This is a genomic window from Paenibacillus solani, assembly GCF_050475945.1.
Classification (GTDB): Bacteria; Bacillota; Bacilli; order Paenibacillales; family Paenibacillaceae; genus Paenibacillus_AQ; species Paenibacillus_AQ solani_A.
Map to the genome: position 1 here is coordinate 166,883 of NZ_JBCMXJ010000017.1, position 26,429 is coordinate 193,311.

26 protein-coding genes, 1 pseudogene and 1 riboswitch are annotated in these 26,429 nt (G+C 44.7%); of the genes and pseudogenes, 9 read left to right on the forward strand and 18 right to left on the reverse strand.

Annotation, left to right across the window (positions count from 1 at the left end; genetic code table 11):
- Positions 1-93: 93 nt before the first annotated feature.
- The 6 genes from ABEQ74_RS22645 to ABEQ74_RS22670 all read right to left on the reverse strand — a co-directional run bounded on the left by ABEQ74_RS22645 (position 94) and on the right by ABEQ74_RS22670 (position 5,912).
- Positions 94-1,104: a phosphotransferase family protein gene (locus ABEQ74_RS22645; protein WP_430124422.1), complete on the reverse strand. Its 1,011-nt coding sequence runs from the start codon at positions 1,102-1,104 to the stop codon at positions 94-96.
- Between the two features lie 134 nt (positions 1,105-1,238).
- Positions 1,239-2,105, reverse strand: coding sequence for a 23S ribosomal RNA methyltransferase Erm (erm, locus tag ABEQ74_RS22650; protein WP_430124423.1), 867 nt, complete (start codon positions 2,103-2,105; stop codon positions 1,239-1,241).
- Positions 2,106-2,428: 323 nt separating this feature from the next.
- Complete coding sequence (locus ABEQ74_RS22655; RefSeq protein ID WP_430124424.1) at positions 2,429-3,526, reverse strand: leucine-rich repeat domain-containing protein; 1,098 nt, start codon at positions 3,524-3,526, stop codon at positions 2,429-2,431.
- A 220-nt stretch (positions 3,527-3,746) separates the two neighbouring features.
- On the reverse strand, positions 3,747-3,887 hold the full coding sequence (locus ABEQ74_RS22660) for a hypothetical protein (protein WP_430124425.1): 141 nt from the start codon (positions 3,885-3,887) through the stop codon (positions 3,747-3,749).
- Positions 3,888-3,903: 16 nt separating this feature from the next.
- Positions 3,904-5,091 carry an MFS transporter gene (locus ABEQ74_RS22665; protein ID WP_430124426.1) on the reverse strand — a complete coding sequence of 396 codons (1,188 nt, stop codon included), beginning with the start codon at positions 5,089-5,091 and terminating at the stop codon, positions 3,904-3,906.
- A gap of 257 nt (positions 5,092-5,348) precedes the next feature.
- Entirely contained in the window at positions 5,349-5,912 is a 564-nt protein-coding gene (locus ABEQ74_RS22670; protein WP_430124618.1) for a DUF4256 domain-containing protein, read from the reverse strand.
- Between the two features lie 260 nt (positions 5,913-6,172).
- On the opposite strand from ABEQ74_RS22670, the gene ABEQ74_RS22675 reads away from it, so the two are divergent.
- A complete protein-coding gene (locus ABEQ74_RS22675) occupies positions 6,173-6,496 on the forward strand; it encodes an ArsR/SmtB family transcription factor (protein WP_430124427.1) in 324 nt (107 codons plus the stop codon).
- A 17-nt stretch (positions 6,497-6,513) separates the two neighbouring features.
- Complete coding sequence (locus tag ABEQ74_RS22680; RefSeq protein WP_430124428.1) at positions 6,514-6,810, forward strand: hypothetical protein; 297 nt, start codon at positions 6,514-6,516, stop codon at positions 6,808-6,810.
- A gap of 265 nt (positions 6,811-7,075) precedes the next feature.
- On the opposite strand, the gene ABEQ74_RS22685 is transcribed toward ABEQ74_RS22680, so the two are convergent.
- On the reverse strand, positions 7,076-8,974 hold the full coding sequence (locus ABEQ74_RS22685) for a PfkB family carbohydrate kinase (RefSeq protein ID WP_430124429.1): 1,899 nt from the start codon (positions 8,972-8,974) through the stop codon (positions 7,076-7,078).
- Positions 8,975-9,190: 216 nt separating this feature from the next.
- Here ABEQ74_RS22685 and ABEQ74_RS22690 point away from each other — a divergent pair, with 216 nt between their 5' ends.
- The 7 genes from ABEQ74_RS22690 to rbsK are packed head-to-tail and all read left to right on the forward strand — an operon-like array spanning position 9,191 to position 15,685.
- The gene (locus ABEQ74_RS22690; RefSeq protein ID WP_430124430.1) at positions 9,191-9,820 is read left to right on the forward strand and encodes an ECF transporter S component; all 630 of its coding nucleotides are present in this window, start codon (positions 9,191-9,193) and stop codon (positions 9,818-9,820) included.
- A 13-nt stretch (positions 9,821-9,833) separates the two neighbouring features.
- Positions 9,834-10,598 carry an energy-coupling factor transporter transmembrane component T gene (locus ABEQ74_RS22695; RefSeq protein WP_430124432.1) on the forward strand — a complete coding sequence of 255 codons (765 nt, stop codon included), beginning with the start codon at positions 9,834-9,836 and terminating at the stop codon, positions 10,596-10,598.
- A gap of 30 nt (positions 10,599-10,628) precedes the next feature.
- Positions 10,629-11,507: an energy-coupling factor ABC transporter ATP-binding protein gene (locus ABEQ74_RS22700; protein ID WP_430124433.1), complete on the forward strand. Its 879-nt coding sequence runs from the start codon at positions 10,629-10,631 to the stop codon at positions 11,505-11,507.
- Positions 11,476-12,288 (forward strand): energy-coupling factor ABC transporter ATP-binding protein, encoded by an 813-nt coding sequence (locus ABEQ74_RS22705; protein ID WP_430124434.1) that lies wholly within the window; start codon positions 11,476-11,478, stop codon positions 12,286-12,288. Before ABEQ74_RS22700 ends, ABEQ74_RS22705 begins: the two co-directional genes overlap by 32 nt.
- 17 nt (positions 12,289-12,305) lie before the next feature.
- A complete protein-coding gene (locus ABEQ74_RS22710; RefSeq protein WP_053489545.1) occupies positions 12,306-13,736 on the forward strand; it encodes an MFS transporter in 1,431 nt (476 codons plus the stop codon).
- Positions 13,737-13,755: 19 nt separating this feature from the next.
- The gene (locus tag ABEQ74_RS22715; protein ID WP_430124435.1) at positions 13,756-14,703 is read left to right on the forward strand and encodes a nucleoside hydrolase; all 948 of its coding nucleotides are present in this window, start codon (positions 13,756-13,758) and stop codon (positions 14,701-14,703) included.
- 43 nt (positions 14,704-14,746) lie between these two features.
- Positions 14,747-15,685: a ribokinase gene (gene rbsK, locus ABEQ74_RS22720; protein ID WP_430124436.1), complete on the forward strand. Its 939-nt coding sequence runs from the start codon at positions 14,747-14,749 to the stop codon at positions 15,683-15,685.
- Positions 15,686-15,798: 113 nt separating this feature from the next.
- Here rbsK and ABEQ74_RS22725 read toward each other — a convergent pair.
- The 11 genes and pseudogenes from ABEQ74_RS22725 to ABEQ74_RS22775 form a co-directional block, all read right to left on the reverse strand.
- Positions 15,799-15,993: pseudogene (locus tag ABEQ74_RS22725) on the reverse strand (hypothetical protein); the annotation flags it as partial.
- Between the two features lie 42 nt (positions 15,994-16,035).
- Positions 16,036-16,536, reverse strand: a complete 501-nt coding sequence (locus tag ABEQ74_RS22730) for a DUF4190 domain-containing protein (RefSeq protein ID WP_430124437.1) — start codon at positions 16,534-16,536, stop codon at positions 16,036-16,038.
- 380 nt (positions 16,537-16,916) lie between these two features.
- Positions 16,917-17,309, reverse strand: a complete 393-nt coding sequence (locus ABEQ74_RS22735; RefSeq protein ID WP_430124438.1) for a GNAT family N-acetyltransferase — start codon at positions 17,307-17,309, stop codon at positions 16,917-16,919.
- A gap of 220 nt (positions 17,310-17,529) precedes the next feature.
- Positions 17,530-19,122 (reverse strand): 23S rRNA (uracil(1939)-C(5))-methyltransferase RlmD, encoded by a 1,593-nt coding sequence (gene rlmD, locus ABEQ74_RS22740; RefSeq protein WP_430124439.1) that lies wholly within the window; start codon positions 19,120-19,122, stop codon positions 17,530-17,532.
- Positions 19,123-19,393: 271 nt separating this feature from the next.
- Positions 19,394-20,374: a DMT family transporter gene (locus ABEQ74_RS22745; protein WP_430124440.1), complete on the reverse strand. Its 981-nt coding sequence runs from the start codon at positions 20,372-20,374 to the stop codon at positions 19,394-19,396.
- A 139-nt stretch (positions 20,375-20,513) separates the two neighbouring features.
- Positions 20,514-20,680, reverse strand: a riboswitch (FMN riboswitch).
- Between the two features lie 234 nt (positions 20,681-20,914).
- Positions 20,915-21,268 (reverse strand): hypothetical protein, encoded by a 354-nt coding sequence (locus tag ABEQ74_RS22750; RefSeq protein ID WP_430124441.1) that lies wholly within the window; start codon positions 21,266-21,268, stop codon positions 20,915-20,917.
- Between the two features lie 84 nt (positions 21,269-21,352).
- Entirely contained in the window at positions 21,353-22,300 is a 948-nt protein-coding gene (locus ABEQ74_RS22755) for an ATP-grasp domain-containing protein (RefSeq protein WP_430124442.1), read from the reverse strand.
- A gap of 17 nt (positions 22,301-22,317) precedes the next feature.
- The gene (locus ABEQ74_RS22760; protein WP_430124443.1) at positions 22,318-23,466 is read right to left on the reverse strand and encodes a M20 family metallopeptidase; all 1,149 of its coding nucleotides are present in this window, start codon (positions 23,464-23,466) and stop codon (positions 22,318-22,320) included.
- A gap of 30 nt (positions 23,467-23,496) precedes the next feature.
- Positions 23,497-24,504: an ABC transporter ATP-binding protein gene (locus tag ABEQ74_RS22765; protein WP_430124619.1), complete on the reverse strand. Its 1,008-nt coding sequence runs from the start codon at positions 24,502-24,504 to the stop codon at positions 23,497-23,499.
- On the reverse strand, positions 24,473-25,501 hold the full coding sequence (locus tag ABEQ74_RS22770) for an ABC transporter ATP-binding protein (RefSeq protein WP_430124444.1): 1,029 nt from the start codon (positions 25,499-25,501) through the stop codon (positions 24,473-24,475). Before ABEQ74_RS22770 ends, ABEQ74_RS22765 begins: the two co-directional genes overlap by 32 nt.
- Entirely contained in the window at positions 25,498-26,427 is a 930-nt protein-coding gene (locus ABEQ74_RS22775; protein WP_430124445.1) for an ABC transporter permease, read from the reverse strand. Before ABEQ74_RS22775 ends, ABEQ74_RS22770 begins: the two co-directional genes overlap by 4 nt.
- Between the last annotated feature and the right edge of the window lie 2 nt (positions 26,428-26,429).

Genomic DNA, 26,429 nt, shown 5'->3' on the forward strand with positions numbered 1-26,429 from the left:
AAATACCAATCCTTTACAGTGACGACAAGCAATCAAATGGTACGAAAATAACGTCCTGACCTCACATTATCTACGGTTATGTAGTTCTTAAACCTATAGAAAATCGGCAGCATACACATACATTTTGGCCCATTCCGCGAAAGAGAGCTCTGAATCCCAAGTAACTTGGCCGATTGCATGTGCACATCCCCAATTCAAAATACACTGATGCAGCATATGTACTCTGAAGCGTTCAGTAAAAAATGACTTGTCAGCAGATCCTTGCAGGTATGTCTCAATAAAATGCTGAGCTGCTTCTGGTTCCCCTAGTTCTATGTACATAATAACCATTTTAGGCAAATCTGCCGCACCATCACCAAAATACCCCGTCGTAAAATCAAAAATGCCACTGACTCTCCACTCCAGCCGGGCCTTGTCATACTGGAACAGCATATTGTCCGCTTTGAAATCGCCCATAACAAAAGTAGGTTTACATAAACGATCGAAGGCCTCCTCCGAGTCGCTCAGAACCCCTTCCACCCATTTCATATCACTTGGAGAAATGACCGAGTACTGTTTAGCATCATCAAGCCAATACCCTATACGATGATACAGCCACTTTTTATAAGATCCTTCGAAGGGGCGGATCGTGCCTGTCATTGGGTTGAGTTCGCCGTATTGCTCTACGTTCCAAGTATGCATTTCGTTTAATATCTTCGCTGATATGGCTGCAATTTCTCTTTGGTCTGCTTCGCTAGATTTTGCTCGATAAATAGGGTCATTCATATATACCCCTTCAAGGCGAGGCATAATCGCATAGCTCCAGCCAAATATATCCACTGATTCATCTACCAAATAAGGAGACGATACAGGAAGTGATGTGTATTTAAGCAAATGCTCCACATAAAATTTTTCTTCGATTAACTGCTCCTCATACAGGGGATTTCCTTTCAATACATATCTCCCACTCTCGGTGTCAACGAACAAGGTTTGATTCCCAACACCCTTAGACGTTTTCTGAGCCGAAACAAGCGTACCCAAATTGAACCGGTTCAGCATCGCTTGAAGCTGTTCATCCGTAACATGGCCCAGTTGATTTGTTGAAAAGTAAATCTTCGTTGTCAATTCATCACACCGCCTTCAACAGTATTCGATATATAAGTTCTACACTTGTCGATTTATGACCTCTTCATTAAAAAAGAAAAACCTCTGTGTCGTAATGACACAAGAGGTTTCCATATAAATTATCAATTCAGTTTCTAAAAACATTTACCGTTACGATTCCTGATATTCTTGCCAAGCCGGGGCCAACGACTCGGCGGTACATGCTGAAGCATGGTGTGGAACACAACTGCCCATTGCTCTTCGTTCAGCCGACACATGGGGAGTTCGCGATCCATACCCAGCACACGTACCAGCCTTGTGATTTGAGGAGGCGTGAAGATGCCTGACAGAGCTGCGGATAACGGCAGTCTCAGATCCCGTAAGCCGTATGCTGCCAGTGCTCTAAACTTCAGCTGATGCGACAAGTCCACAAGCGGCTTTCTTCTCCTTTTGATTGAAAGGATAGCGGAGTCCACTTTGGGAGGAGGTGCAAAATGCTGGGGTGATACCGTCCTCACAAGCCGAATCTCGTAGTGCATCCTCCAGCTTAAGATACGCGGATCTTGAATTGGCACAGCTGTGAAACGTTTGGCTGCCCCCTTTTCCACAAGCAGAACTGCTCTCCCCAGCGGCACACTGGGATAATCTAATAATCTTCCCAGGATCGGAGTCGTTATCGAATAAGGGATATTGGCCACGACTACAAAAGGACTTTTGGGAAGACCGGCCTTCAAAATATCGGCATGCTTGACATGTATGTTGTCTCTATTCTTCATCTGGCTGAGCAGCTTATCAACGAATGCCTGGTCGGCCTCAATAGCGATCACATCTGCACCTGTCTCTGCCAGTGGAACAGTTAATGCTCCCGTCCCTGCTCCGATATCGAGGATAGTATCGCTGGATTGGACCTGGGCCAGGTTGATCATATCATAAATCAGACGTTTGCTGATTAATTGATGCTGCGCGGAAAAGTTGGACGCTTTAGCCCATTTTCCCCGCTTTTTTTTATTATATTTGGACACAAAAAAGCACCTCATTCATTCGTATAGTAATGAAAAAGGCACAGCACAAATAATCCTTCACATTTTTCACATTAAAATGGATGGATATAGATGTTCTGTACCTTCATTAACGAATACGTATGAATGCGATGCAGTACATGTTAGAACAATCCTCCTTGCAGTTACAGGTAAATTGCAACCACATTATAACACGGCCCCCCGTCTGGTACATGGGAACATTCATTTAAAAGAGTTCTTCACCATCGAGGCAGGCAAGGGATTCCTTAATAAGACTGAATTCAAATAGTGGTATCACTCAAATCTGAGGATGCTTGGAGTATTTACTAATAGGTTTCATATACAAGGTCGCCGATCATTCCAAGCTCGTTATTAAAAGCTGCGTATATGTACAAATGTCCCGCCGGTGTTTCACCTGCGTTGTACCCGAGTCGAAACATGTTATCCTTGTCAAATTCCAGCTCGGACAGAACCAGCTCACTCACATCCTCATCGGGATGCAGCTCGGCAATATGATTCAGCGCTCTGTTATTCAGCTCTGTTAGATTTGTCCAAGCATTCTCGATGATCGGCGACAGCCGCTCTATATCCGCTTTGGTTGAGACATTCGCACGGAGGGAAAGTTCCTGCTTCATGAATTGAAGCTCCGATTTATAGGAAGAAAACGAGACATCGAATTTGAATGTTCCAACATTCTGAACCGTATGGTCAGGTTCCATGATCAGGTTATTGGAATAATCCACCCGCTCCAGCTTAGGGTTATGATGAGTATCCAACTTTATAATTTTGTTCTCTGCACAATAGAGCTCTGTTATTAAGGCGTTGTGGCTGAGTTCCAATTCTGTGATGTGGTTGTTGAAACATCTTAAGGTTTGAAGCTTGGGAATGCCAGTTATGTCCAGCTTCGTCAGATGATTATGATTGCAGCGGATTTCTATCAAGTCAACACAACCCTCGATGCTCAGATTGGTTAAGTAATTGTTTCCGCAATTGAGATTGGTTAATTGGGAATTGGAGTCCAATTGCAGATCAAACAGAGAATTGTAACTGCAATCCAGTTCTCGTAAATTCATGTTTTGATCGAGGCGGAGCTCAGAGAGAATATTCCAATAACATACCAGCTTAGCGAGCTGGACATTAGAACTGACATCCAGATTACGAATTCGGTTAAAACCGCAATTCAGCATTTTCAGATTTATGTTGCTGCTGATATCGAGCTCTGCCAAATGATTGGATGAACAGTCCAGTTCTTCAAGACACGTGAAATGTTCGATTCCTCTCAAACTGGAATATCCTTGATTTGCAAGCTCAAGCGATTCGATATGATCTACATCGTTCGTATGAATCTGTTCACGGTTCCCGCAAAACATTTCCAGAACATAGGCTTTGAAACGTTCATCAATGAAATCCTGGGTTATATCCATGGCGACCTCCTTGAAAGGCTCCTGATCTATTTTGTTCCGGATTGGAAAAATCAGGACATGTTATTGTACGCTTTGGTACCCCCGTTGGTTTCTGATTGTTTACAGGAAGCTTGAACATTTGGAATGTTTACTCATACTGCTCCTGAATAGCACTCTCACATGTTCGGCATTCCCGAGGATAGTTGTCCCATATCACTTTTCCCGTTCTAAATATTCGTGCTTAGGCGGAAATGGGTATTTCCGTTTGCAGCTTGTAGGCATTCTTCTCCGCTGCAATCACAAATCCTTCCTTGTAACCTCCAAGAAGCCCCACCAGTATGGCGGGGCCTGAATAGGGAGTGTCTCTAATTATGGATATCATGACAAAGGCAGCTCATTTATGAGTTCGCTGACGACAGTACTTTTCTCAATCGACTTCCCGTAAAGATACTGCTCAATAGCAGTACAAACCCACCAAACAGATAGGGCAAGTTAAAGTGGACTTCAAACAAAATACCTGCCAGCATTGGCCCAAATATCGTACCGAGACTCGTATAAGCGTTATTCATCCCTGCAACAAATCCCTGTTCATCCCCGGCCACTCTGGACAGCAGTGTATTAATTGTGGGACGCAATATATTATTGAACGTAAAGAACAACATCGTGACCACCATAACATAATAGAAATGGCCTGAAAATAATAAGAATACAAGTGATACCGCCGATAACAACAACATGACAACTATTATCCGTTTTTCTCCGAATCGTCGTGTAATCGCGTCGGTCAACAATAGTTGATTCAAGGTCCCGATGAGCGAACATACGGTAAGCAGAATAGCGATTTGACGCGTCGTGAATCCGTATACCTGGACGACAAACAACGGAAAAATTGCTTCGAAATGCGTTAGACCGAAGGTCATGGCGAAAACAATGAGCAACAGGACAAAATAGCGAGAGCGAACCGAAAGCACGATTTGCCGGAACACATTGTCCCTTTTTCCCTTCACTTGACGATGCATCTGGCGAATGTTCTCAGACAGTGATTCAGGCAATCCCCATAGACTGCAAATCATTGCTAGCAGCCCTACACATGCGGATACATAGAATGGCGTCTTTATGCCCCATTCCGCAAGCAATCCGCCGACACCCGGTCCAATAATAAACCCCGATGTCATCGACGCACCTAACCATGACATGGCCTTGCTGCGCTGTTCATCTGCTGTAATATCTGCAATATACGCAATAATGGACGGAATCAAAGCAGCTGAACCTACTCCACCAATCAACCGTGATACGAATAATAAAGTTAAATCGCCCGCGAGCGCTGCGAGCAAGTTGGAGATGGCGAATAAGATCAAACCTATGATAATCATGGGTTTTCTGCCATATCGATCTGACAAATTGCCTGCAAGGGGGGAGAATAGAAACTGGGTCAGGCCAAAGCAGGAGACCAAATAGCCGGCCGCTTGTCCGCTTGCCGTAAACTGTTCGAGAAGTTCTGGCACAATTGGAATGACAAGCCCCATACTTAGATTGGCGAGAAACATGTTGAGTAGTAGTAATGGAAACGCTGACTTAGTTGACATTAAGGACCACCTATATCAAATTAATAAAAACTATGAATCGAGAAACCGAAATCAGTCCCCTCTCTATCTGCATTCGTATATGTTAGCATGTGACTATCAACAATAAAAATACGAAAAACATATAGGGACTTAATCTTTTTGATATACATGGGATTGTTCATAAATCAGCATAGTACTAAAAGACCCAAACGATAACAGACCCAACAAAAAAAGAGGGGGTGCGCCCCTCTCTTTGTTATTTCCGCCAATTGTTCAATTCAGACCCTTAGCGAGCCACGGAATCCCCTGGCACCATAGTACGACTCCGCTCCATTGTGGTATACAAAGACAGTGTCGTAGCGGCGATCACAGAAAATGGCTCCGCCGAGTTTTCTAATGCTAGCAGGTGTTACCACCCAGCTCGATGATTTCATATCGAAATTCCCGAGCTTCTGCAGCTCCCGATATTGTTCTTCCGTTAGTAGTTCAATGCCCATGGCATTTGCCATTTCAACAGCACTACTCTTCGGCTTATGTTCTTTTCTGGACTCCAGCGCTTCACGGTCGTAACAAATACTTCTGCGGCCTTTAGGGCTTTCCGCTGAACAATCATAAAAAATGTATTCGCCCGTCTGGTTGTCATGACCTACAACATCCGGCTCGCCGCCAGTGTTCTCCATTTCATGGAGTGACCACGATTTTTCAGAATTTGCTTCGAGCCTTGCTTGTACGTCAGCCCATTCAAGACCTGTATGGCGGTTCATATTCTTCTCAAAACGCGCTTTCAATGTATGGAGCAGCTCTTCACGTTGTTCTGTTGACAATTCCTTTGCCAAGTTTATTCCCCCTCATTATAATTTCAAACTTATAGAAGTATTCTCGGACTTGCTCATTTTCCCTTCCATTGAAAGGATTTAATATGGCAAGTACAAATAATAATAATATTATTTAAATCTAGTTGTATAACTTTGTATAACTAAGTAAATAATAAATTGACTTTTCAATTTAACACATGTTATATTTTTATTACAGGTGGTATAAAATACTTGTACATACTTCAAAAACATTCCATCTATGCAGTTTTGAAACGGGGAACATATTTATGACAGAAAACGGGAACGATTTGCTGCGTATTTTGGAAGCCCTGTCCAATCCCTATCGTCTGCGCATCATTGCATCGTTGAAGGACAGACGAAAATATGTCAGCGAGCTTGCTCGGGAAATCGGTATAAGCCGGCCTTTGCTTTACTTGCATATACAGAGGTTAGAAGGAGCCGGTTTAATATCAGGCAGCTTAGAGCTATCAAATGACGGGAAGGCGATGAAGTTCTATGAGCTGACGGATTTTAATATCCCACTATCGCCCGAAACAATTGCGAAATTGGTCCCATCATTAAGTGACAAAGATTCTAAAATAGGTGATTGAGATTAGGAGGTCCATCCATGGATCAAGGCGGAGGAAGTTTATATGGTTATTTTGGTATGGCATTCGGTTTCGGAATTCTCATTCTGGGAGTAATTGTCGCACTCGTAGTGACTATTCAGAAATCCAAGACTCAACGTCTGGAAACTCAACAGGCCATGTCGATCAACTTGGAGGATGAATTCCGTAAGCTAACGGGAAGCTTTTCCGACATGCAGCACGAAATCAAGAACAGGCAAGACAAATCATCTGAGGAATTATCGCAAATTCGAACTCGTATTGAAAAAATTGAAAAGATGCTTAGTGAGGTAGACTAACCAGCAGAATGACAACAGTCACCCAGAAAAGGCCCATCCGATAGGATGGGCCTTTGTTATATCCTCCATTAACTTCTGTAAACATTGAACAGCTCCGCACGTCTTTCTTATTCCCTTTATTCCTCTTCCAGTTGTCCAAGCATTCGAAGCAGCATAACGATCGCTTCCACTCGTGATACAGTTTCATTCGGAAGAAACTGATTCCACCACAACCATCCACGATGCCAGTTGCCCGAATAGCCATACTATGACTCATTTTAGTATTCTAATGTAAGGATAATAATGTGGGATCCTTCTTTGCAATATAGCTTTCTAGAGTAACTCGATCAGCTAATGAATGGATGACTCCATCACGGGAAACTGAAAAACCAGCGGCAATGGTCGCGATTTGAATCGCATCCACCAAAGAGCATCCTCTTAGCAAATAAGATGCTAATGCACTAATGAAAGCATCACTTGCACCAGTACTATCGACAGCAGCAAACTCTGATGCAGGGAAGAATCTTTCAACATCTGCATTTTTCAAATAACATCCTTTTTTCCCCAACGTTACAATGACATTTTTGACTCCTTTGGATAGAAGAAAATCTGCTTTTTGCTCTATAGAATCAAACTGTGGGCACAGCTCCAAGAGCTCATCTTCGTTCGGAATCAAATAATCGATTTGTTTCAAGATCGTATCTGGAATTATCTTGGATGCCGAAGGTTTCAGAATGATCGATAGTCCCTCATTTTTTGCAATTGTGCAGGCCTGTTCAACGGTCTTGATTGGAATTTCGGTTTGAATTAAACAAAATTCAGCATCAGAAAATAACCCGGTCTGTTGTTCTATTTTTTGGGGTGAAAGATCTGCATTGGCTCCTGGCAGGACGGATATCATAGAATCTCCGCTAGATTCGACAAAAATGTATGCCTGACCGGTTTCAGTATCACTTGAACGTGTGATTCCAATCGTGCTGACCCCATTTTTCTCTAAATCCTGAAATATGCTATTGGATTCCATATCTGAACCTAAGCAGCCAATCAGCCTGACCCGGTGTCCAAGCTTTGCCGTTCCTACTGCTTGGTTGAACCCTTTTCCACCTGGGTGTTTGGTAAAGCTGGATATAAAATTCGTTGCCCCATTGTGCGGCAGTTGAGGGGAGTAAAGATAAGTATCCATATTTATACTTCCAACAACAAGGATTTTCGGCTTCCCGCCCTCATCTGGAAAACCTAAAGTGTTGATATTGTCTAATACCATTTGTTCCTCATAAGGTTTTATCGGATCAGTTCCCGCTATAGAGCTGATCAGCACATTACAAATATAGGTGCCAAAATTAGAATTATTGATGGTTACGGTCGATATCGTCCTTTGATCTGTAACCAAAGAGGAGTCGTAATCATTTTGTATGGATAGCAAAGAATAGTCCTTAGGTGATTTCAGACCGCTCTGGATAGCCAAATTATAAAGTTCAATAGACTTATATAAATGCGAGGAAATGACCCCTGTAATTTGTCCTCCTATAATAAAGTCATTAATGGTTTCATCAAGCATTGATAGCACCATAGATTCTTTGAATTTCAGATTACTGTCAAAAAGCGCGTGCTTATACCCCTCTATAAAAGCCTTCTTTCCTTGTCCTTCCCCTGTTATACAAGCGATCTTCGTATGTTTCTTATCAATCAACTGTTTTGTAAGGAAGTAAGCTGCCGACTTATAAGGCAATTCCAGAGAATTAGCTCCTCCAGCCCCTCCGACTAATACAACGGGGATGTCCAAAGAATTAAAATGAACACGATTTTTTAAGCTTTCGCCATTTACAGGTTCCCATATAATCCCATCCACTTGCTTCGTAATGAGTACAGTCATGTTTTTCAACTCTTGCTCCAAATCCCCACAGCTATTCAAAATCAAGGGACTATATCCTTTACGTTGGGCTTCGTTAATAATTCCGTTTAGCATCGAGTCTGTCGAAATGGCTGAATTTATTAAAACCCCTATTATTCCAGTAGAAGTCGATTTGTTAATACTGGATGAATAAGGAGTGTAGTTGTATTCATGGACTATTTTTAATACTCGTTCACGAGTATCTTTACTAATGCTTTGATCTTTCTTATTTACAATTTTGGAAACGGTGGAAACTGAAACTCCTGCCATTTTGGCGATATCTTTGATATTCATGACCTTCTCCCCTCGTCATAACTTTTGAAAGTTGGCAAGCAGTTGCATCAAGAATTTGTTTGTCCTTTTTATTTTACAATAAATTAGAACGGATAGATTGGATAAATAATCTTGTTGACATTTCAATTTATCGATGATAGTCTCGGTTTATAGGAAAACGTTTTCCGAAAGCGATTTCTCAAATGATTATATTACATTTTTTAGAGAAGGGCTGCTATGAGACAATCTTTTTTTCGAAGGTTTCTTCAGACACAATTTTCTACGAAATCGATGGTTTTGATACCAATCGCTGTAGGGATAAATTTAATTGGAGGCACCTTATGCTCCACCTTAAAGTTGCCGCTTTTTTTGGATATGATCGGAACGGTCTTGATTGCATGTCTTGCAGGCCCTTGGGTCGCCGCACTTTGTGGATTAGCAACAAATTTATTCTTATCCATCGTCACAAATCCCGTATTTCTTCCTTTTTCAATTGTAAGCGTTTTATGCGGATTGGTAACGGGCTACTTGGTTAAAGCAGGCTTTTTTAAGAATGTGTTTGGTGCAGTGATTACTTGGTTGGCTTGCACTTTAACTAATGCGGTAAGCGCGGCTTTCATTACGATTTTTATTTATGGCGGCGCTACAGGGATTAATAGCAGCTCCCTCTTTACAGCTGCATTAATCGCCACTACAAAAGAAATCATGCTTTCGGTGTTTTCGACTTCGATACTCGAAAATCTCATCGACAAAGGGATTGTATTCCTAATCGCCTACTGGTTAGTAAAGAAAATCCCTCGACGTTTCTCAAGCCAGTACGCTCCGCTGGACAAGGAGTATTTACTTAAAAGCCTCAAAGGGTCATGAAGGTGATAGAACAATGGAAACGATCAACAACTCTATAGCTGTTCTAGTTAGAAATTTAAATCCGATCACGAAACTGCTTATCGTATTTTGCTTAGGAATTGGCTGTCTCATTTACCCGCTGCCCTTTATTGGATACGGAGTTTTATGTTTACTCGTCATACTGGGTATTTTGATCGGGCAAGGAAAAAAAGTTTTAAAGCTGATTTTTGGTTTTGGCATTCCGGTAACGCTAATGCTGCTTTTTATCCAAGGTTTATATAGTCCGAAGAATAAAACAATGATCGCTGACTTCGGTTTTGCACAAATGGGACTAGAGGGAACGATGTATGCATTAAAGATTTCATCCACTCTATTAATCTTTTTAGCCGCATTCTATTTAATGCTGCAAACAACAAAAAATTCAGAGACCGTAGCCGCCTTAACCCAATCGGGGCTTCATATGCAAATAGGATATTTAATACTAGCAAGCCTTAATGTGGTTCCTCAAATGCAGAGAAAAGTCAAGATTATTCAAGAAGCGCAAGAATCACGCGGGGTTGAAACGTCAGGAACATTCATACAACGGGCGAAAGCATTTTTGCCGCTAATCGGACCGGTTGTTCTCTCCTCTCTTACAGACGCTCAGGAAAGAGGAATGACACTCGAGACCCGTGGTTTTGGAATCAGTGGAGTCAAACCGACGAGTTATATAAAGGTTGAAACTACAGGCCTCGACATCGTCCTAAGGATAATTGCAGTATGTTTCTTAATCTCGAGTCTGGCCCTAAGGTTCCTCTGATGTTTTGGAAAAAGAGGGGAAGTGACAAGAATGACCCGTACATTAATACAAGTTAGAAATTTCTCTTATCGTTACAACCAAGAAACAGAAGTTGCTTTGAAGAATATCCATTTGGAAGTTGCAGCGGGTGAATTTGTTGCATTGATTGGTGCAAATGGTTCAGGAAAATCCACCTTATGCAATGCCTTAGTAGGGCTGATTCCCAATTATTTTGTTGGATATAGTGAAGGAGGCATCATCGTTGATGAAAAAGATACGGCTGCCGTGAGTGTAGGGGAGCTTTCGCAAACGATTGGGCTTGTTTTTCAAAACCCTTTTAACCAGTTGTCTTATACGGCAGATTCTGTTGCTGAAGAATTAGCGTTTGGGCTTGGTAATCGCGGGGTTCCTAGGGAGGAGATGTTCAGCAAGATAAAAAAAATAGCCGAGCTGATGCAGATCGATGAATTATTGGATAAAAGCCCCCTTGAGCTTTCCGGAGGTCAAGTTCAAAGAGTCGCATTGGCATCAGCAATCATCCTAGAACCGAAAATTCTCGTCTTGGATGAGTGTACAACACAGCTCGATCCTATTGGCAGCAAACAAATAATGGACATTATTAAAAAGTTGAATGAAAGCGGTGTCACTATTGTAATGGTAGACCATGACATGGAAAGGGTAGCTGAGTTAGCAGATAAAGTCTACGTCATGCAGTATGGCTCAATTGTTCTGGGAGGCACACCCGAGGAAGTATTTTGTTCGCCGCATCTAGCAGACTTCTCAGTACATCCGCCTGATTATTATGAGATAACCAAGAACGTTATCCAACCTGGCTATAGGGAAAAAGATTTTGCATTAACAGAAAGCCAGGCGATTGCATTATTACAGGAGGTTCTCTATGAAGATAGAAATCAAGAACCTCAAGCATAAATATCCTTCTGGAGGTGAGGCCCTCAGAGGAATAAATACTGTTTTTGAGGGGAGCGACCCTATAGCCATAATCGGCCAAAATGGAGCCGGCAAGACGACTTTCGCCAAGCACCTCAACGGTTTATTGCGGCCTACCGAAGGCCAGATCCTGATTGATGGCGAGAGCATCCATGAACACACGACTGCCTACTGGTCAAAGTATATCGGCTATGTGTTTCAAAATCCCGATAATCAGCTTTTTCTAGAGACGGTTAGAAAGGAATTTGAATTTGGACCTAAGCAACAAGGCTTGTCCAAACATGAAATTAATAACCGCATTGAATTTATCTCAGAATTGGTTGGACTAAAACATCGGCTTTCCACACATCCCTTTGATCTCAATGCGACTGAAAAAAAGTTTTGTACGGTTGGTTCCATATTAATGATGGATCCCAAAGTCATCATCTTGGATGAACCAACTTGCGGTCAGGATGTTGAAGGCAATCAACGATTAGCCGAGATCATCAACTACCTTAAGAACAATGATCGACTTTGTATCACGATTACTCATGATATGAAATTTGTAGTTCGTAACTTTGACAGAATCGTCGTGATGGCAAAAGGTCAGATTTTGAAGTCCGGCAGTAAGTATAATGTTTTTTCTGATGTCAAAACTTTATTAGAGAGCTATGTTACTCCGCCGCCTATCACACGGGTAGGGCAAGCGTTGGGGCTTAAAGATATCTCTTTCAGTAAAGAAGAGTTTATCGATCATTTCACAAGAAGAATACATCAGAGCTGAGAGTGAGGACAAATGAAATGGAAAAAGTAATTGGTGTTCCTGTTCCAAAAGAAGGGACAGCAGAATTCGAGCGTATGAATAAAATGGCGAAAAGGGCCATTCCGCTGGTTTTATTGATTTTCACATTAGGTATTTTGGAACAACAAGCATTTGGCATGATTTTTGTTAATATTGGCGAACAGTTAGGAGTTCCCAACTTATCTTCGTTAATTACTTCAATTCCTGGTATTGTTTTGGGCATTGTGTGTGTTATTTATGGTGCATTAGGTGATTTTGTTTCACTGAAGAAAATGACCCTTTTGGGTATAATCCTATTTGTTGCCGGTTCAGCGATAGGTTTTGTTTTTGGACCAAGCAGTATTTGGGCAGTCGTTATTGCCCGCGTATTGCAGTCTGCAGGCGGTCAGGTGGCAGGATCTGTATTCCTGGTACTTGTCTCTAAATATATAACAAAAGTAAATCGCGTTATTTACTACGGCATTTTCGTTGCTGTTTTCCGCTTTTCTGCCGCACTAGGTGTAGTAGCTGCCGGATATATAACAAACATCGACTGGCGCTGGCTTTTTGCAGTACCGCTGATTGCTGTACTGTTCATTCCTTCTTTATTAAAAAACCTACCAAATGAACGCGCTAAGGGCGCAAATATAGATTGGGTCGGATTTACGCTTATTGGCGCTTTCGCCGCTGCGATGACCATGTTCTTTACAGATATGAATTGGTTCTGGGCTATTTCCTCTGTTGTAACTTTGATATTGTTCCTTGTCTACATCAACAAAGCTAAGAATCCGTTTATTACGCCTAAGTTTTTGAAGAACCCGGCTTTTGTCGCAACGATGACGGTTATCTTCATTGGTTACTTTTTCAGTTATACGCTCAATGCGGGTGTGAATGCTATCGGGTTGAACGTATTTGGTATTGATTCTGCTCAAGTTTCGTTGCTCTTAGTTTGGTCGATTCTTCTGGCGGCTGTTCTGGGATTTGTGTCTGGTCCAATTGTGAAGAGGATTGGCCGCTCAGCTTCCATCATTATGGCTTTAACCTTCATGGGGCTTGGATTGCTTGCAGTTGCGTTTCTTATTCCTTATGGCAAAGTTCTGGCTTTGGCTGTGGCGCCATGTATTTATTACTTTGGCACCTCCTTCCTCTATTCGCCAATCGTGGATACCGCAACGCTAACCGTAACGCCTGAAGAATCAGGTCGTGTACTTGGTGTGAATGACCTGGTTCAGGCCATAACTGGCTCTGTCGGTGTCGCTGTATTTGTGGGAATGATGTCATCAGGTGTTATGAGCGGTGGTAGTATGACTGGCACGGAAGCTGGGCTTGCATCCACCTATGCCAATGTTTTCTTGGTTGGCGGCGGCGTTATATTCTTAGCATTGGTCATTTTCCTCTTCACCAAAAAAATGATTTATGCGCATGCTGAAAAAATTCAACAAAAAAATTAGATTTGCGGAGGGGAAGAATATGACAAAGAAAGTGATTTTGGACTGTGATCCCGGACATGATGATGCATTGGCTTTATTGATGGCTATCGCCTCTGAAAAAATTGATTTACTTGCCGTAACTACTTCTGCGGGCAATCAAGTTCCCGTAAAAACATACGTAAACGCTAAAAGATTGTTAACCTTGGCAAAAAGCGAAAACATTCCAGTAGCAAGAGGCGCTTCAAAACCTTTGCGTCGAAACCTGATTATTGCTGATGATGTTCATGGAGAGTCGGGAATTGATGGCGCAGAATTGCCTGAATCTACTATTCAGGATCTTGATATCTCTGCCAATGAATTGATTGCTAAGATATTAAGAGAATCAGAGGAGAAAGTTACACTTATTGCGACAGGACCTTTAACCAATATCGCTATTTTCCTATTATCACATCCTGAGCTGAAAGAAAAAATTGAAATGATTTCATTCATGGGCGGTGCATGCTTCGGAGGTAATATCACTCCCCATGCTGAGTTCAACATCTATGTTGACCCGGAAGCTGCAGATATTGTGGTGAAATCAGGAGTTCCTGTCGCGATGTTTGGTTTAGATGTTACGTTAAAAGCTCAATTATTCGAACATGATATCAAGGAAATTAGAGAAGTCGGGAATGATGTTGCACGAACAATGGCTGACTTATTGGATTTCTTCAATTTAACAACAACTCGTCCATTCTGGGCAGATGAAGACCATGTTGAAGGCATTCATATGCACGACCCTTGTGCCGTTGCGTATATCATAGATCCCGATATGTTTACAGTTTATCCGATGAATGTACAAGTTGAGACGAGTGAATCACTGGCACTAGGCAGTACAGTTGTTGATTATGACAATGTGTATAAAAAAGAGAAAAATGTCCTTGTGGCGTTTAATATTGACTTACCTAAATTCAAAAAATTAACGATGGATACGATTAAGTATTTTTCCTAAAACAAAATCTTTAAAAGAGCGGTACGAAGTGGAGACGAGAAAAATGAATAAGATTACAGTAGTTGGCAGCATTAACTTTGATACCACTATCCGAACAGAGCATCTGCCAAAACCAGGTGAAACCGTTCATTCTAAAGAAATGTTTACGAGTGGCGGCGGTAAAGGCGCTAATCAAGCGATTGCTGCCGCCAGGAATGGCGGACAAGTTAACTTTATCGGTGCAATAGGAAATGATGACACCGGAGCGGCTTTGCTTGGATTGCTCAATCGAGATCATATTAATACTGCAGGTGTGAAGAAGTTAGATACAACCAGAACAGGCAGTGCTTATGTCATGGTCAACGATGAAGGCGAGAACAGTATTGTCATTTATGGCGGTGCCAATCAAGCGATTACAGACGATCATATAGATGAGATGCGCGGTTTAATCGCTGAAAGTGACTATGTCATTGCTCAATTTGAAACCAATTTGTCCAGTATCGAGAGAAGTTTTGAAATCGCGAAACAGCATCAGGTTACAACGATGTTAAATCCGGCACCGGCGAGAGCAATTATTCCTGAACGGATTATTCAATTGACCGATATTTTGATTCCTAACGAAACGGAGTTAGAAACCATTTCTGGACAAGCTATTACGAATCAACAAGAGTTGATTGCAGCAACACAAAAGGTACATGATATGGGGATTTCAACCGTGATTGTCACTTTGGGAAGTAAAGGCGCGTTCTATTCCTTTGCAAATGGACATACGGGCTTTGTACCCGCATTCAACGTCAAGGCAGTGGATACTACGGCTGCCGGGGATACATTTATTGGCGCATTAGCTACCAAAATTTCTGTTGATCTTAGTAATATCAACGAAGCAATTGTATATGGATGCAAAGCGGCATCGATAACCGTTCAAAAATATGGAGCACAGCAATCTATCCCATACGAATCTGAAATTAACATATCTGAATCAAACAGCTTAGTGACAGAGTAACTAAAGATTTCTGACACCTTCAAGACACTAGAACCGTCGTAAGATATGGGAATAGCCTTGGAGGTGTTTTTGCGTTGGCAACTAAAGTGAGCTATCCCCCATCATTCAACATGTTATTCTACGCTCTTTAACGATTCAATGATATGGATGCGGCTCACTTTCCTCTCAGCAACAAGCTAGATAGAATGGTAAGCAAGGAACGCAAAAATATTGGAAATCAGCATATTCACCATGTTCAATTGTTCCGGGATTTGCTGATGGGCGCTGGACAGTGCTTTTACAATCATGGCAAGCACATAGCCGCTGATCGAATGATGGAGCGGCTAACTACAGCCGTTATTTATACCACCCTACCACCACATGTAGTATAGTACCAATGTCCCACCTATAAATATTATCATGACGATAAGGGGAAATGTTGTCAGGGTAATTCCCGCTATTGCCATACCTCTTCCTTTAGTAGATCGTCTTGCCCTAATTCCTAGGATGAAGCCAACAATATTGAGGATGAAGGCAAAGAGAAATGTGATCATAGTACCTGGCGAAGTCGTGTAGCTGTACTGGGAATCAAAGCTCATTTTAATCATAGCCACTATGAAAAACAGTATTCCAAATATGCCGAATATCATTGATACTACCGCTTGTCCTAGTCTATCTTTTGGCTGATTCTTCATGGCGGCTTTCTTTGCTCTTGGATTACCTAAAGGACTACCCACTCCCCCTGCTTGATTAGCTGTTGTCCTGTTTGCTTGGGGACTTGCCGTCCTAGATTGGCCGCTAGCAGTCCTGCTTGCTTGGGCGGGCTTTGACCTATTTGGCTGATTGAATGCAGTTCTTTTATCATGTTGCACTTCTTCTTGACTCCTTCCAGATGTATGTTTTAGGTAAATAGAACTATTCGGCAAAACTTTCCAAAACCCTCTTTACAGCCTTCCTACACAAAAAAAGACACGGAAGAATAACTCCGTGCCTTTAGAAGCAAGTATCCCCGCTTCACTGAACTTGACATTGACAATGAGCAGTCTTAAAGCAGGTACTTCAAAGACTTATACAAAAAATCGAAGTCAATAAGACGCTTCAATCAAAGCCATACAACATTTCCAGTCCTCACCCCGTAAGGACGTTGGAACAACAAGGGGCGTAGGAACTAACCCTGCCCCTTCCATTTTATTAATACTGTGCACTCCACATGTGTAGAATGCTCAATATTGACGAAAAGATAAGGGCTACCTTAAGCCCTTTTCATTCCAACTGCAAAAACTTCAAAGTTCATATTTTCATAATATGACACTAACTCTTCTTCACAAAAAAATTGCAGATGCAAGTTGTCTTTTTTGCAATGCTCCACTAGTAAACGGGTAATTTCAGATCCAATCCCTTTATTTCTATAATCAGAGTGAACCCCCAGGCCGCATAAGTAAGCATTGATGACCCCATCAGAAACTATTCTTCCAGTACCGATTAGACGTTTTTCATGATATGCATAGATAACATACCAGCTTTGTTTCATGGCGGTTAGTAACTTATCTTTACTTAGTCCCAAAAATTTATTCCAGTGAAGGTTCTCATACAACTCATATAAGCTATCTTCTGTAGGTAACTCTGTAACATATTGTGTTTCCATAAGAAGCCCCCCTTAACCCAATTATATAGTTTATACGATTTAATTCGAAACATACGGTGTTATATTTCCTCCTTAACTTAATGCTTCTGATACATGTGTAAATTTACTTTTAAGTATGGATACAGAAAGGACATCTATCTAAGTAGCCCACATTAAGCATAAAAAAAGAAGTGGGCTATTAACCCACTTCGTCAAATTTCCCGCCAATACACCTCAACTATTAGTCTTTCCTCACCAACAGTGTGCAGCACTCCACATGACTGGTCTGCGGGAACATATCGACAGGCTGTGCCCACTCGATCTCATAACCGCCCTCAAGCAGAACCTTGCAGTCCTTCGCCAGAGTTGAAGGATTGCAGGAAACGTACACAAATTTCTTCGGCTTGGTGCGGAGCACGGTTTCCAAGAAGCGTGGGTCCAGGCCAGTACGAGGCGGGTCAGCAATGATGACGTCTGGTTTCATACCTTCCTTGACCCAACGCGGCAGCAGCTCTTCTGCCTGGCCGACATGAAAGCTGGCGTTAGCCCGTCCATTCCGTGCTGCATTGGCCTTTGCATCCTCGACCGCTTCAGGAATTGTCTCAATCCCGCGTACTTCCTTGGCATAAGGGGCTAGCCACAAACCGATCGTACCGGTGCCGCAATATGCGTCAATGACGGTTTCTTTACCTGTCAGACCAGCAGCTGCCCTTACCGATTCATACAGCTTCACCGTCTGCTGCGGATTCAGCTGGAAGAATGCTCGCGGCGAGAGCGAGAACTGCAGGTCGCTCAGCGATTCCTGCATACTCTCGGCTCCCCAAAGCGTAATCGTCCGGTCTCCGAAAATAAGCGAAGTCTTCTTCGGATTAATATTTAATGAAATCCCGCTAACCTCCGGAATCATAAGACGCAGCATACGAACGAGATCATCCTGTCTTGGCAGCTTACTGCCAGCTGTGACCAGCGTCACCTGCAGCTCCTCCGATTGGAAGCCGTGACGGACCACGATCGTCCGTACACCATCCTTATTTCCATTCTCTTTATGAAGCGGAATCCGTAATTCTTCCAGAACCGACTTCACCTTCTCCACAGCTTCATTTACCTTCGGGTGCTGGATCGGGCAGCCGCTAATATCCACAATTGTATGGCTGTCCGCCTCATAGAGCCCTGCAATCACTTCGTTGCCCTTTCTTTTAAGCTGCAGCTGGGCCTTATTTCGGTAATTCCATGGATGCTCCATCCCCAGAATCGGCTTAAACTTCACATCATCCCGCCCTGCGTATCGGCTGAAGGCTTCACGTACAATATCCGTCTTGGCCTGCAGCTGTCCTTCATAAGAGATATGCTGAATTTGGCAGCCACCACAGATGCCAAACACAGGGCAAGGGGGCTCTATCCGGTGCGGTGAACGCTTCTCCACTTCCAGCAGCTGGGCCTTGATAAATTTAGGCTGGATTTCTTTCACTTCGGCTTTGACCACTTCGTTAGTAATCGCACCATCAATAAACACGGCCTTGCGGCGGTAATATCCGACCCCTTCACCGTTAATCCCAAGCCGTTTGATCGTTACGACGATAACGTCACCGGCCTGAAGCTCATCCGCATGCTCTCGTCCGGCTGAAGGCTTTGGGCCACGCGCTTCCTGCTTATATCTATCAGATGCTTTCTTGTCCGAATATGATGGAACTGAAGAGCTCCGATTCTTCCTATGATCACGCTGAATAGCCGACTTGGTGCCAGCTTGCTTGGCTGGTGTTCTCTCACCCGGCTTTTTTCCGTATGCTGTTGTTTTATTATTGGTTCCTTGTCTGGAACGTCGTTGTTCACTCATGCCATGATTTCTCCATCCTTAATGATATCGTGTCCAATATACCATGCCGAACCCGTGAATGCGAACAGCCCTTGGTTCCTTTTTCCGGTCCTTTCATGTTCTTCTGTTTTCGCAAGGCAAGATAATTCACTCCCATAAGCGTATCATCCGCAGATCCATGTAATCAAAAGAAGATGACCTCTCTGCATGGAGAAGTCATCTTCTTTTTTTATCTAGTCAACTATAAAACTACAATATTATCCCAGCGAAATGATGTCTTCCCAATGGCTAGTTATGATGATGGCGCAGAGACTTTAGACTGTTGTCTAGATATGATAAACAGCACGATCCATATCAGCAGAAAACCCAGAAGCTGGGGAACAGTCACAATCTGCTGAAATGCGATCCAGTTGATGAGCACACCGACCATAGGAAAACTCAATTCCGCTAGGGTTGCCACGGAAGCTTTGGTCGTGGTTAATCCTTTATAATAAACCAGCAGGCTCAGGAGACCTGGCAGCAGTGCCTGGCCGATCAGATTCAATGATACCAAGGCAAATGCACCTGTGCCCCATGCCGGCATATTCCATGCTGCTCCTTCGCTCCAAGTAAGTACGGTGAGGAGCGGAAGTGCCAGTACAAAGCGCAATGAGGTAACCGTCTCGTATTTCAATTTGCCTACCATCAAGCGCCCCATGACCGTTGAACCGCCCCATAAGGCTGCAGCTCCTAAAGACAGCAGGCTGCCGACTTGAATGAACTCGCTCCAATGGCCAATCGGCAGGGTGAGACCGAAGGTCAGTAAGTACGTGCCTGCTATTGCAATGACGAGTAATATTCCAAAATGACGCGGGAGCTTCTCCTTCAGGAGCAAGCTGGCCAGAATGATGGCGAACAACGGCTGAAGCTTCTGAAGCAGTAGAACCGCATTCAGATTTCCGCTCGACAGTCCCATCGTGAACAATACAGTGGCTAGTGCTGAACCGCCCCACGATATAAACAGCAGCGCGCCGACATGACTCCAGCCAAGCCCTTTTAACTCCTGGCGGTTCTTCCACAATACAGGGATCGCAATCAAGGAAATGATGATGTGTTCCAACAAAACGATCTGCGCAGAGGTCAGATTCTTAAGCAGAATGACCCGAAATAACGGATCCACACCCCAGAGAGCTGCGCCTAGAACGACCAGCCAGAACCCTCCTTTTAAACGTCCGCTTGCCTGTGTGTTGGAGTCATAGGGTTTAACCTTGACTCCCGTATTAATATTGCTCATTCTTGCCCTCTCCTATCTTGAATACGGAGGTCTTACTAGCAGAAAGCCCCCGCAACCGACATAAGTCGATATATACGGGGGCTGATCAAACAAGCCTGCCTCAAGAACAGAATTTTCCCGTTCCCATAGCAAACTCATCTTTGATCTTCTCCCATCCGGACTTTACCGTCGGCCTTGGAATTGCACCAAGTCAGTCGCTGCATTCATGTTTACACTAGTACGCAGCGAGTCGCGGGCTGAGTTTCGTCCAAGGAGGAACGAACCATCACCGCCGGTCAGGAATTTCACCTTACCCCGAAGATCCATATTCATTTTTTATTTTTGTAATGCGTTAATCACTCATTAACCGATAATTCCTATTACTTTAGTTTCTTTTTTGAAATTATACCATGAATTCTTTCATGTAAATACATCTATTTTCACAATAAACGAAATTAGATTTGAATACAATGAAAAATCTCACGCTCAACCAAGACTTACTGATAATTATATAGCAAGTATCGATTTGTTACCAGCATGATTTTTTACCATCTCTTGTTCTTATCCCGAATACGTTCTGGGTTTAACAACAGCCGCTCCTGCCTGGAGATTCAGCAAATCCAGCGCTTCCTTGGTATTGAGGCTCATTCCCCCCCAATGAGGCTTAGATAACAGCTGTGAAGCACTTTCCACAGCTGTCTCCTCAGGTTGTTTCGACTCACTCAACAATATTTTGCTGCCATCAGGCTGAACGATATACTGACGCAAATATCCGCCTTCCCTTATCGTCACAAGCTTCCCTTCGCTCTCCTCCTTCTTGCTCTTCTGGAGTATCTCTTCAAATTTTCCTTGGGCAGGTTCGACTTTCTTCCACTTAGCAGTGTTCCAGTTCATATAGTCGAATTCGATACGCATAAGGCCACATCCTTATCAGTTATTCATTCACTGATATTATCGGAAACTGGGCACTTCTCCTTAACTCAGGTTAGCGTTAACCGTTCACCGCAGCACAAGCTCCCGCTTCAAATACTCCGACAGCGTCCTGGCGATTTCTTTCATGCCGGATACATCCGCAATCGCTTCGGCATCGGGATTGTAATTTGTATTCGTGTTCACGTCATACGTATAGGTCTTGCCTGCCGAATCGGTAATACATTCGATTCCCGCAAAGCTGATGCCGTTCTGCTGCAGAAACGCCTCATACTTGGCAATGAGCGGGCTGTCGAATCCGTTGATGACCTCAAACTTCGGCCTTACTTCCGCTTTCTCGCCGACTGGACAGAATTGGTCACTGATCTGGCAAGCATCAGCCGGACACAATTGAAATCCTTCTGAAGTGTCTACCCGGACCGCATAATAGAACTTACCGTCAATAAATTCACAACGGGTAATATACTGATCTTCGTTCTTGATGTATTGCTGGATTAAGGTTACGCCGTCCACAGATTCCTCGAAGCCCGGTCCGTTCACATAGGTCTCCAAATGATCTACGCTGTCAAACAAGTAGACACCAAGACCCTTGCCGGCACGGTTATGTTTTGTTATAAAGGAGCGGTAAGGAAATTCCCTCGCTGCTTGAATGACTGCTTCCTTCCCTACTGCGGCCACCGTAGCCGGTGTCTCGATGCCGAATTTTTGCAGCTCCAGGTACTGCTTGATTTTGTTGATCTCCAGCTCCAGGGCCCGGCTGTTATTCAGTACCGTACGCCCGTTATGCTCCAACCATGCCAGCACGTTAGAAGTATATTCCGCCGCATAGCGATGGTTACGGGAATGGGAGGATGCACTCATCCGGTTATAAAAGACGCCTGTCGGCGGTAGCTGGCCCAAATCGAGCGTTCCCTCGTGCAGATGCCAGAACTCATGCGGAACCCCCTGCTCTTCCAGCGCTTGACGAAGCGGCACGACCCAGCTCTCATTCTCATGTATAATGTATGCTTTTGTCATGTTCCCAACATCCTCCCTTAACCTTGCTGTCCACGGCTCAATCGCTCAATGACACTCGCGAGCAGCCGGGTACGCGGTACCAATGTATCGATATTCAGATATTCATCTTTGCTATGGGCATTCCCGCCGCGCGGTCCGAGTGCATCGATGGTAGCAATGCCTAAAGCCGAAGTTATATTGGCGTCTGAACCGGAACCTACGCTTTTATCTGCGATATCCTCGCCCAGCCCGTGTGCTTCCTCCTGCACGATGCGGAGCAGCCATTCCGAAGCCTCATTCTTGATCATCGGCGGCCGGGTAATGCCGCCTGTAAGCTCCATCGAAGTCCCTTCAATATCGACTGTGGAGCAAATCTCACGGATTTTTCGGTCCAGCTCATCCGCTTGATCCTTCGTGCTCATTCTTACATCGATGAAGGCATTCGCATGGGGAGCAATCGTATTGCTTGAAGTTCCCCCGCTGATTACACCAACATTGACGTTGATCCCAACCGATGGATCGGTCAGTGCATGAAGCTTGATGATTTTATGAGCAAGCTCACCGATGGCACTCCGTCCTTTCTCCGGTTCAGCTCCGGAATGAGCAGCCACCCCTTTTACCGTCAAATAATATTTGCCGCCGCCTCTTCGTCCTGTAACCAGCGTCCCATCCTCGTCGCTTGGCTCGACAATCAGGGCGTATTTGCTGAGTTTGGACTGTTCTTCGATCAAAGCCCGCGAATGAACGGAACCGACCTCCTCGTCCGAATTAAGGATAATTCGGAGGTTCTTGTAGCTGTCGCTGCCCGACTCAATAAGATGCTTGATCGCATACAGCGTGGTAATCTGGCTGGCCTTCATATCGAATACACCCGGTCCATAAGCACGTTTATCATCCCTGGAGAATGGACGCTCCGTCACCGTTCCCTCTGGAAAAACCGTATCCATATGCGCAATGATCAATATTTCCGGGTTAACAGCTTGCGGATGAGTGATGAGCAGATTATTCCCTCGCTCAGTCTGAGTCTGTACAGTGACTTGGAACCCGATCTCCTCATACAGACGCCCCAGCCTGGACGCTACGAGATCCACGCCTGATTTCAGGAACGTGCCGCTCTCGATGTTCACGATCTCCTCAATTTCCTTTAACATTTCCGTCTCTTTCTGTTTCCAATCTACTGTAGTCACGCCATCAATCTCCTTTCCCTTTTGATATCGTTAACTCCCGCTTGCCGATTCTTCGAACAAATGGCATTGAACCGTATGTCCTGTTGATATTTCCCGATTAACGGGTTTGACTTGTCTGCATACATCCATAACGTACGGACACCGGGTATGAAATACACAGCCGGATGGCGGATTCAACGGGGACGGAATATCCCCTTGAAGAATAATCCGCTCCCGCTTCGTCTTCGGATGAGGTGCCGGAATCGCGGAGAGGAGAAACTGCGTATACGGATGCAGCGGATGCGCAAACAGCTCGTCCGTAGGCGCCTGTTCCACCAGATGTCCCAAATACATCACGCCAATCCGGTCCGCGATATGCCTCACAACACTTAGATCGTGTGCAATAAAGAGGTACGACAGTTGAAATTCCGACTGAAGCTCCACCAGCAGGTTCAGAATTTGCGATTGGATGGACACGTCGAGCGCGGACACCGGTTCATCACATACCACTAGCTTTGGATTCAATGCAAGTGCCTTGGCTATGCCGATTCGCTGTCGCTGACCTCCGGAGAATTCATGCGGGAACCGGTCCAGATGATGCGAGGCAAATCCAACCCGGCTCATGAGCTCCAGCACACGCTCCTGGCGCTCCGCCTTCGTTCCTTGTCCATGAATGATCATCGGTTCGGCTACGCTGTAACCGATCCTTTTCTTCGGATCCAGCGAGGAGTTCGGATCCTGGAAGATCATCTGGACTTCTCGGCGAAAATTCTGAAGCTCCTTGGAGCGCAAAGAAAAAATGTCCTGATTGTGAAAAAAAGCCTCCCCTGCGGAGGGATCGGTCAATCGCATAATCGTTCTGCCGGTTGTGCTCTTCCCGCTGCCGGACTCTCCCACCAAGCCGTAGGTTTCTCCTTCATGGATGACAAAGGATACATCCTCCACCGCTTTCACTTGCTGCTTCCTCCACGAGGATCCGGACTTCACCGCAAAATATTTCGTTAAATGTTTAACCTCCAGCAGAGGCTCATGCTTCGTAACCGATGTGACTGAAGACATCTCCTTCACCTCTGCTTTCTGCAATTTCCTTGTAATGCCAGCAGCGGACCCGATGTCCGTCTGCTGCTTCTTCCAGTACGGGCGGCTCTGATCTGCATACATCTGTGGCAAACGGACATCTTGGAGCAAACCGGCAGCAATGCGCTACATCCTGCATCGCCGGAACCGAGCCCTTGATTTCATACAGCTTCTCTTTACGCTGCCCTTCCATGTTTGGCACCGATTGCAGCAGTCCCATGGTGTAGGGGTGCAGCGGATGATCAAACAGCGTCACCACATCAGTCTCTTCGATAACCTCACCCAAATACATCACGATCACCCGCGAACACATCTGAGCCACGACCGACAGATCATGGGTGATGAGCATAATACCCATCCGAAGCCTGGCCTTCAGCTCGTTCATCAGCTCCAGAATCTGAGCTTGAATCGTGACATCCAGCGCTGTGGTAGGCTCATCTGCAATCAGAAGCCTCGGCTCACAGGACAAGGCTAGCGCAATCATCACCCGCTGGCGCATGCCTCCGGACAGTTCGTGAGGATAAGCACGGAGACGCTTCTGCGGATCGGAAATTCCAGTCAGCCGAAGCAATTCCACTGCCCGATCCCGGGCCTGCCGGGACGACACCTTTTGATGCAGGGTTATCGCTTCTATAATCTGGTCACCAATCGTATACACCGGATTCAGAGAGGACATCGGGTCCTGAAAGATGATCGAGATATCATTACCGCGCACAGTCCGCATCTTCTCTTCGCTCAATTGAAGCAGATCCTGTCCCGCGAACCGAATCTCTCCGTCATATCGGGTTGTCGTCTCATCGAATAAACGCAGAATCGATTCTGCAGTCACGCTCTTTCCGCATCCGGATTCCCCGACAATGCCTACCGTTTCCTCCGGGTAAACCTGAAATGACACCCCATCTACGGCATTAACTGTACCGTCGTCTGTCGCGAAGGTAGTGATCAAGTTCTTCACTTCCAACAAAGGAGCTTGGCTCACTTAAGTTCACTCCTATCGATACCTTGCGTCTGTTTTTTGCGAAATACATGTTTTTTCTTCATCTTCGGATCTAGAAGATCGCGCAGCCCGTCTCCCATAAGATTCAAGCCAAGGATCATCAGTATGATGCAAATCCCGGGGAAAACCGTCATCCACCAGGCGTTAAAGATCACATTCTTCCCATCCAGCAGCAGGTTTCCAAGACTGGGAGCCGGTGCAGGAATGCCCGCTCCAAGGAAACTCAAGGACGCTTCCGTCAAGATGGATACCGCGAAGATAAAGGAGGCCTGTATGATTAACGGGGACAACACATTCGGTAAAATATGCAGACCAATAATCCGGACAGGACCTGCACCTTGTGCACGTAGCCCCTCAATATACGTCTTCTCCTTGACTACTAGCGCAGCCGACCTCACGATACGTGCAATGGATGGAATATACACGATGGACAGCGCAATGATGACATTACTCGTCCGCGGCCCCATGATCGCTACAATCGAAATGGCCAGAAGAATGGACGGGAACGCATAGAGTCCGTCACATATTCGCATCAGAATATGATCGCATAGAGCGTAATAAGCAGACAGCAAACCCACAACGAGTCCGATCAATCCAGCAATCAGCGTGACTGCTGCTCCTACCAGCAAAGATACACGCATGCCATACAGCACCCGCGAGAACACATCCCGGCCAAAATTATCCGTTCCGAAAATATGCTCTGCACTCGGGGCCTTTAGCCGATTCATCGCCTCCAGCGCGTAGGGATCATGGGAAGCAATCCACGGTGCAAGCAGCGCGGCCAATGACACCAAGGCCACCAAAACGGTGCCCGTCATCAGGAGTGGGCTTGATATATAACGCCGCCACTTCAGCGCCCCCGGCTTCGGTGGAGCCGCTGAAGCAGCAAGCTTCACTTCAGACATCATCT

Excerpts from the sequence above, each read along its gene's own strand:
- ABEQ74_RS22660 (WP_430124425.1), bottom strand. The coding sequence starts at position 3,887 with ATGATATCCATAATTAGAGACACTCCCTATTCAGGCCCCGCCATACTG.
- ABEQ74_RS22680 (WP_430124428.1), top strand. The coding sequence starts at position 6,514 with ATGGATCAAGGCGGAGGAAGTTTATATGGTTATTTTGGTATGGCATTC.
- ABEQ74_RS22690 (WP_430124430.1), top strand. The coding sequence starts at position 9,191 with ATGAGACAATCTTTTTTTCGAAGGTTTCTTCAGACACAATTTTCTACG.
- ABEQ74_RS22705 (WP_430124434.1), top strand. The coding sequence starts at position 11,476 with ATGAAGATAGAAATCAAGAACCTCAAGCATAAATATCCTTCTGGAGGT.
- rlmD (WP_430124439.1), bottom strand. The coding sequence starts at position 19,122 with ATGAGTGAACAACGACGTTCCAGACAAGGAACCAATAATAAAACAACA.
- ABEQ74_RS22685 (WP_430124429.1), bottom strand. The coding sequence starts at position 8,974 with ATGAATATCAAAGATATCGCCAAAATGGCAGGAGTTTCAGTTTCCACC.
- ABEQ74_RS22655 (WP_430124424.1), bottom strand. The coding sequence starts at position 3,526 with ATGGATATAACCCAGGATTTCATTGATGAACGTTTCAAAGCCTATGTT.
- ABEQ74_RS22750 (WP_430124441.1), bottom strand. The coding sequence starts at position 21,268 with ATGCGTATCGAATTCGACTATATGAACTGGAACACTGCTAAGTGGAAG.
- ABEQ74_RS22675 (WP_430124427.1), top strand. The coding sequence starts at position 6,173 with ATGACAGAAAACGGGAACGATTTGCTGCGTATTTTGGAAGCCCTGTCC.
- ABEQ74_RS22765 (WP_430124619.1), bottom strand. The coding sequence starts at position 24,504 with ATGTCTTCAGTCACATCGGTTACGAAGCATGAGCCTCTGCTGGAGGTT.
- ABEQ74_RS22715 (WP_430124435.1), top strand. The coding sequence starts at position 13,756 with ATGACAAAGAAAGTGATTTTGGACTGTGATCCCGGACATGATGATGCA.
- ABEQ74_RS22710 (WP_053489545.1), top strand. The coding sequence starts at position 12,306 with ATGGAAAAAGTAATTGGTGTTCCTGTTCCAAAAGAAGGGACAGCAGAA.
- ABEQ74_RS22745 (WP_430124440.1), bottom strand. The coding sequence starts at position 20,374 with ATGAGCAATATTAATACGGGAGTCAAGGTTAAACCCTATGACTCCAAC.
- ABEQ74_RS22695 (WP_430124432.1), top strand. The coding sequence starts at position 9,834 with ATGGAAACGATCAACAACTCTATAGCTGTTCTAGTTAGAAATTTAAAT.
- rbsK (WP_430124436.1), top strand. The coding sequence starts at position 14,747 with ATGAATAAGATTACAGTAGTTGGCAGCATTAACTTTGATACCACTATC.
- ABEQ74_RS22775 (WP_430124445.1), bottom strand. The coding sequence starts at position 26,427 with ATGATGTCTGAAGTGAAGCTTGCTGCTTCAGCGGCTCCACCGAAGCCG.
- ABEQ74_RS22700 (WP_430124433.1), top strand. The coding sequence starts at position 10,629 with ATGACCCGTACATTAATACAAGTTAGAAATTTCTCTTATCGTTACAAC.
- ABEQ74_RS22665 (WP_430124426.1), bottom strand. The coding sequence starts at position 5,091 with ATGTCAACTAAGTCAGCGTTTCCATTACTACTACTCAACATGTTTCTC.
- ABEQ74_RS22735 (WP_430124438.1), bottom strand. The coding sequence starts at position 17,309 with ATGGAAACACAATATGTTACAGAGTTACCTACAGAAGATAGCTTATAT.
- ABEQ74_RS22755 (WP_430124442.1), bottom strand. The coding sequence starts at position 22,300 with ATGACAAAAGCATACATTATACATGAGAATGAGAGCTGGGTCGTGCCG.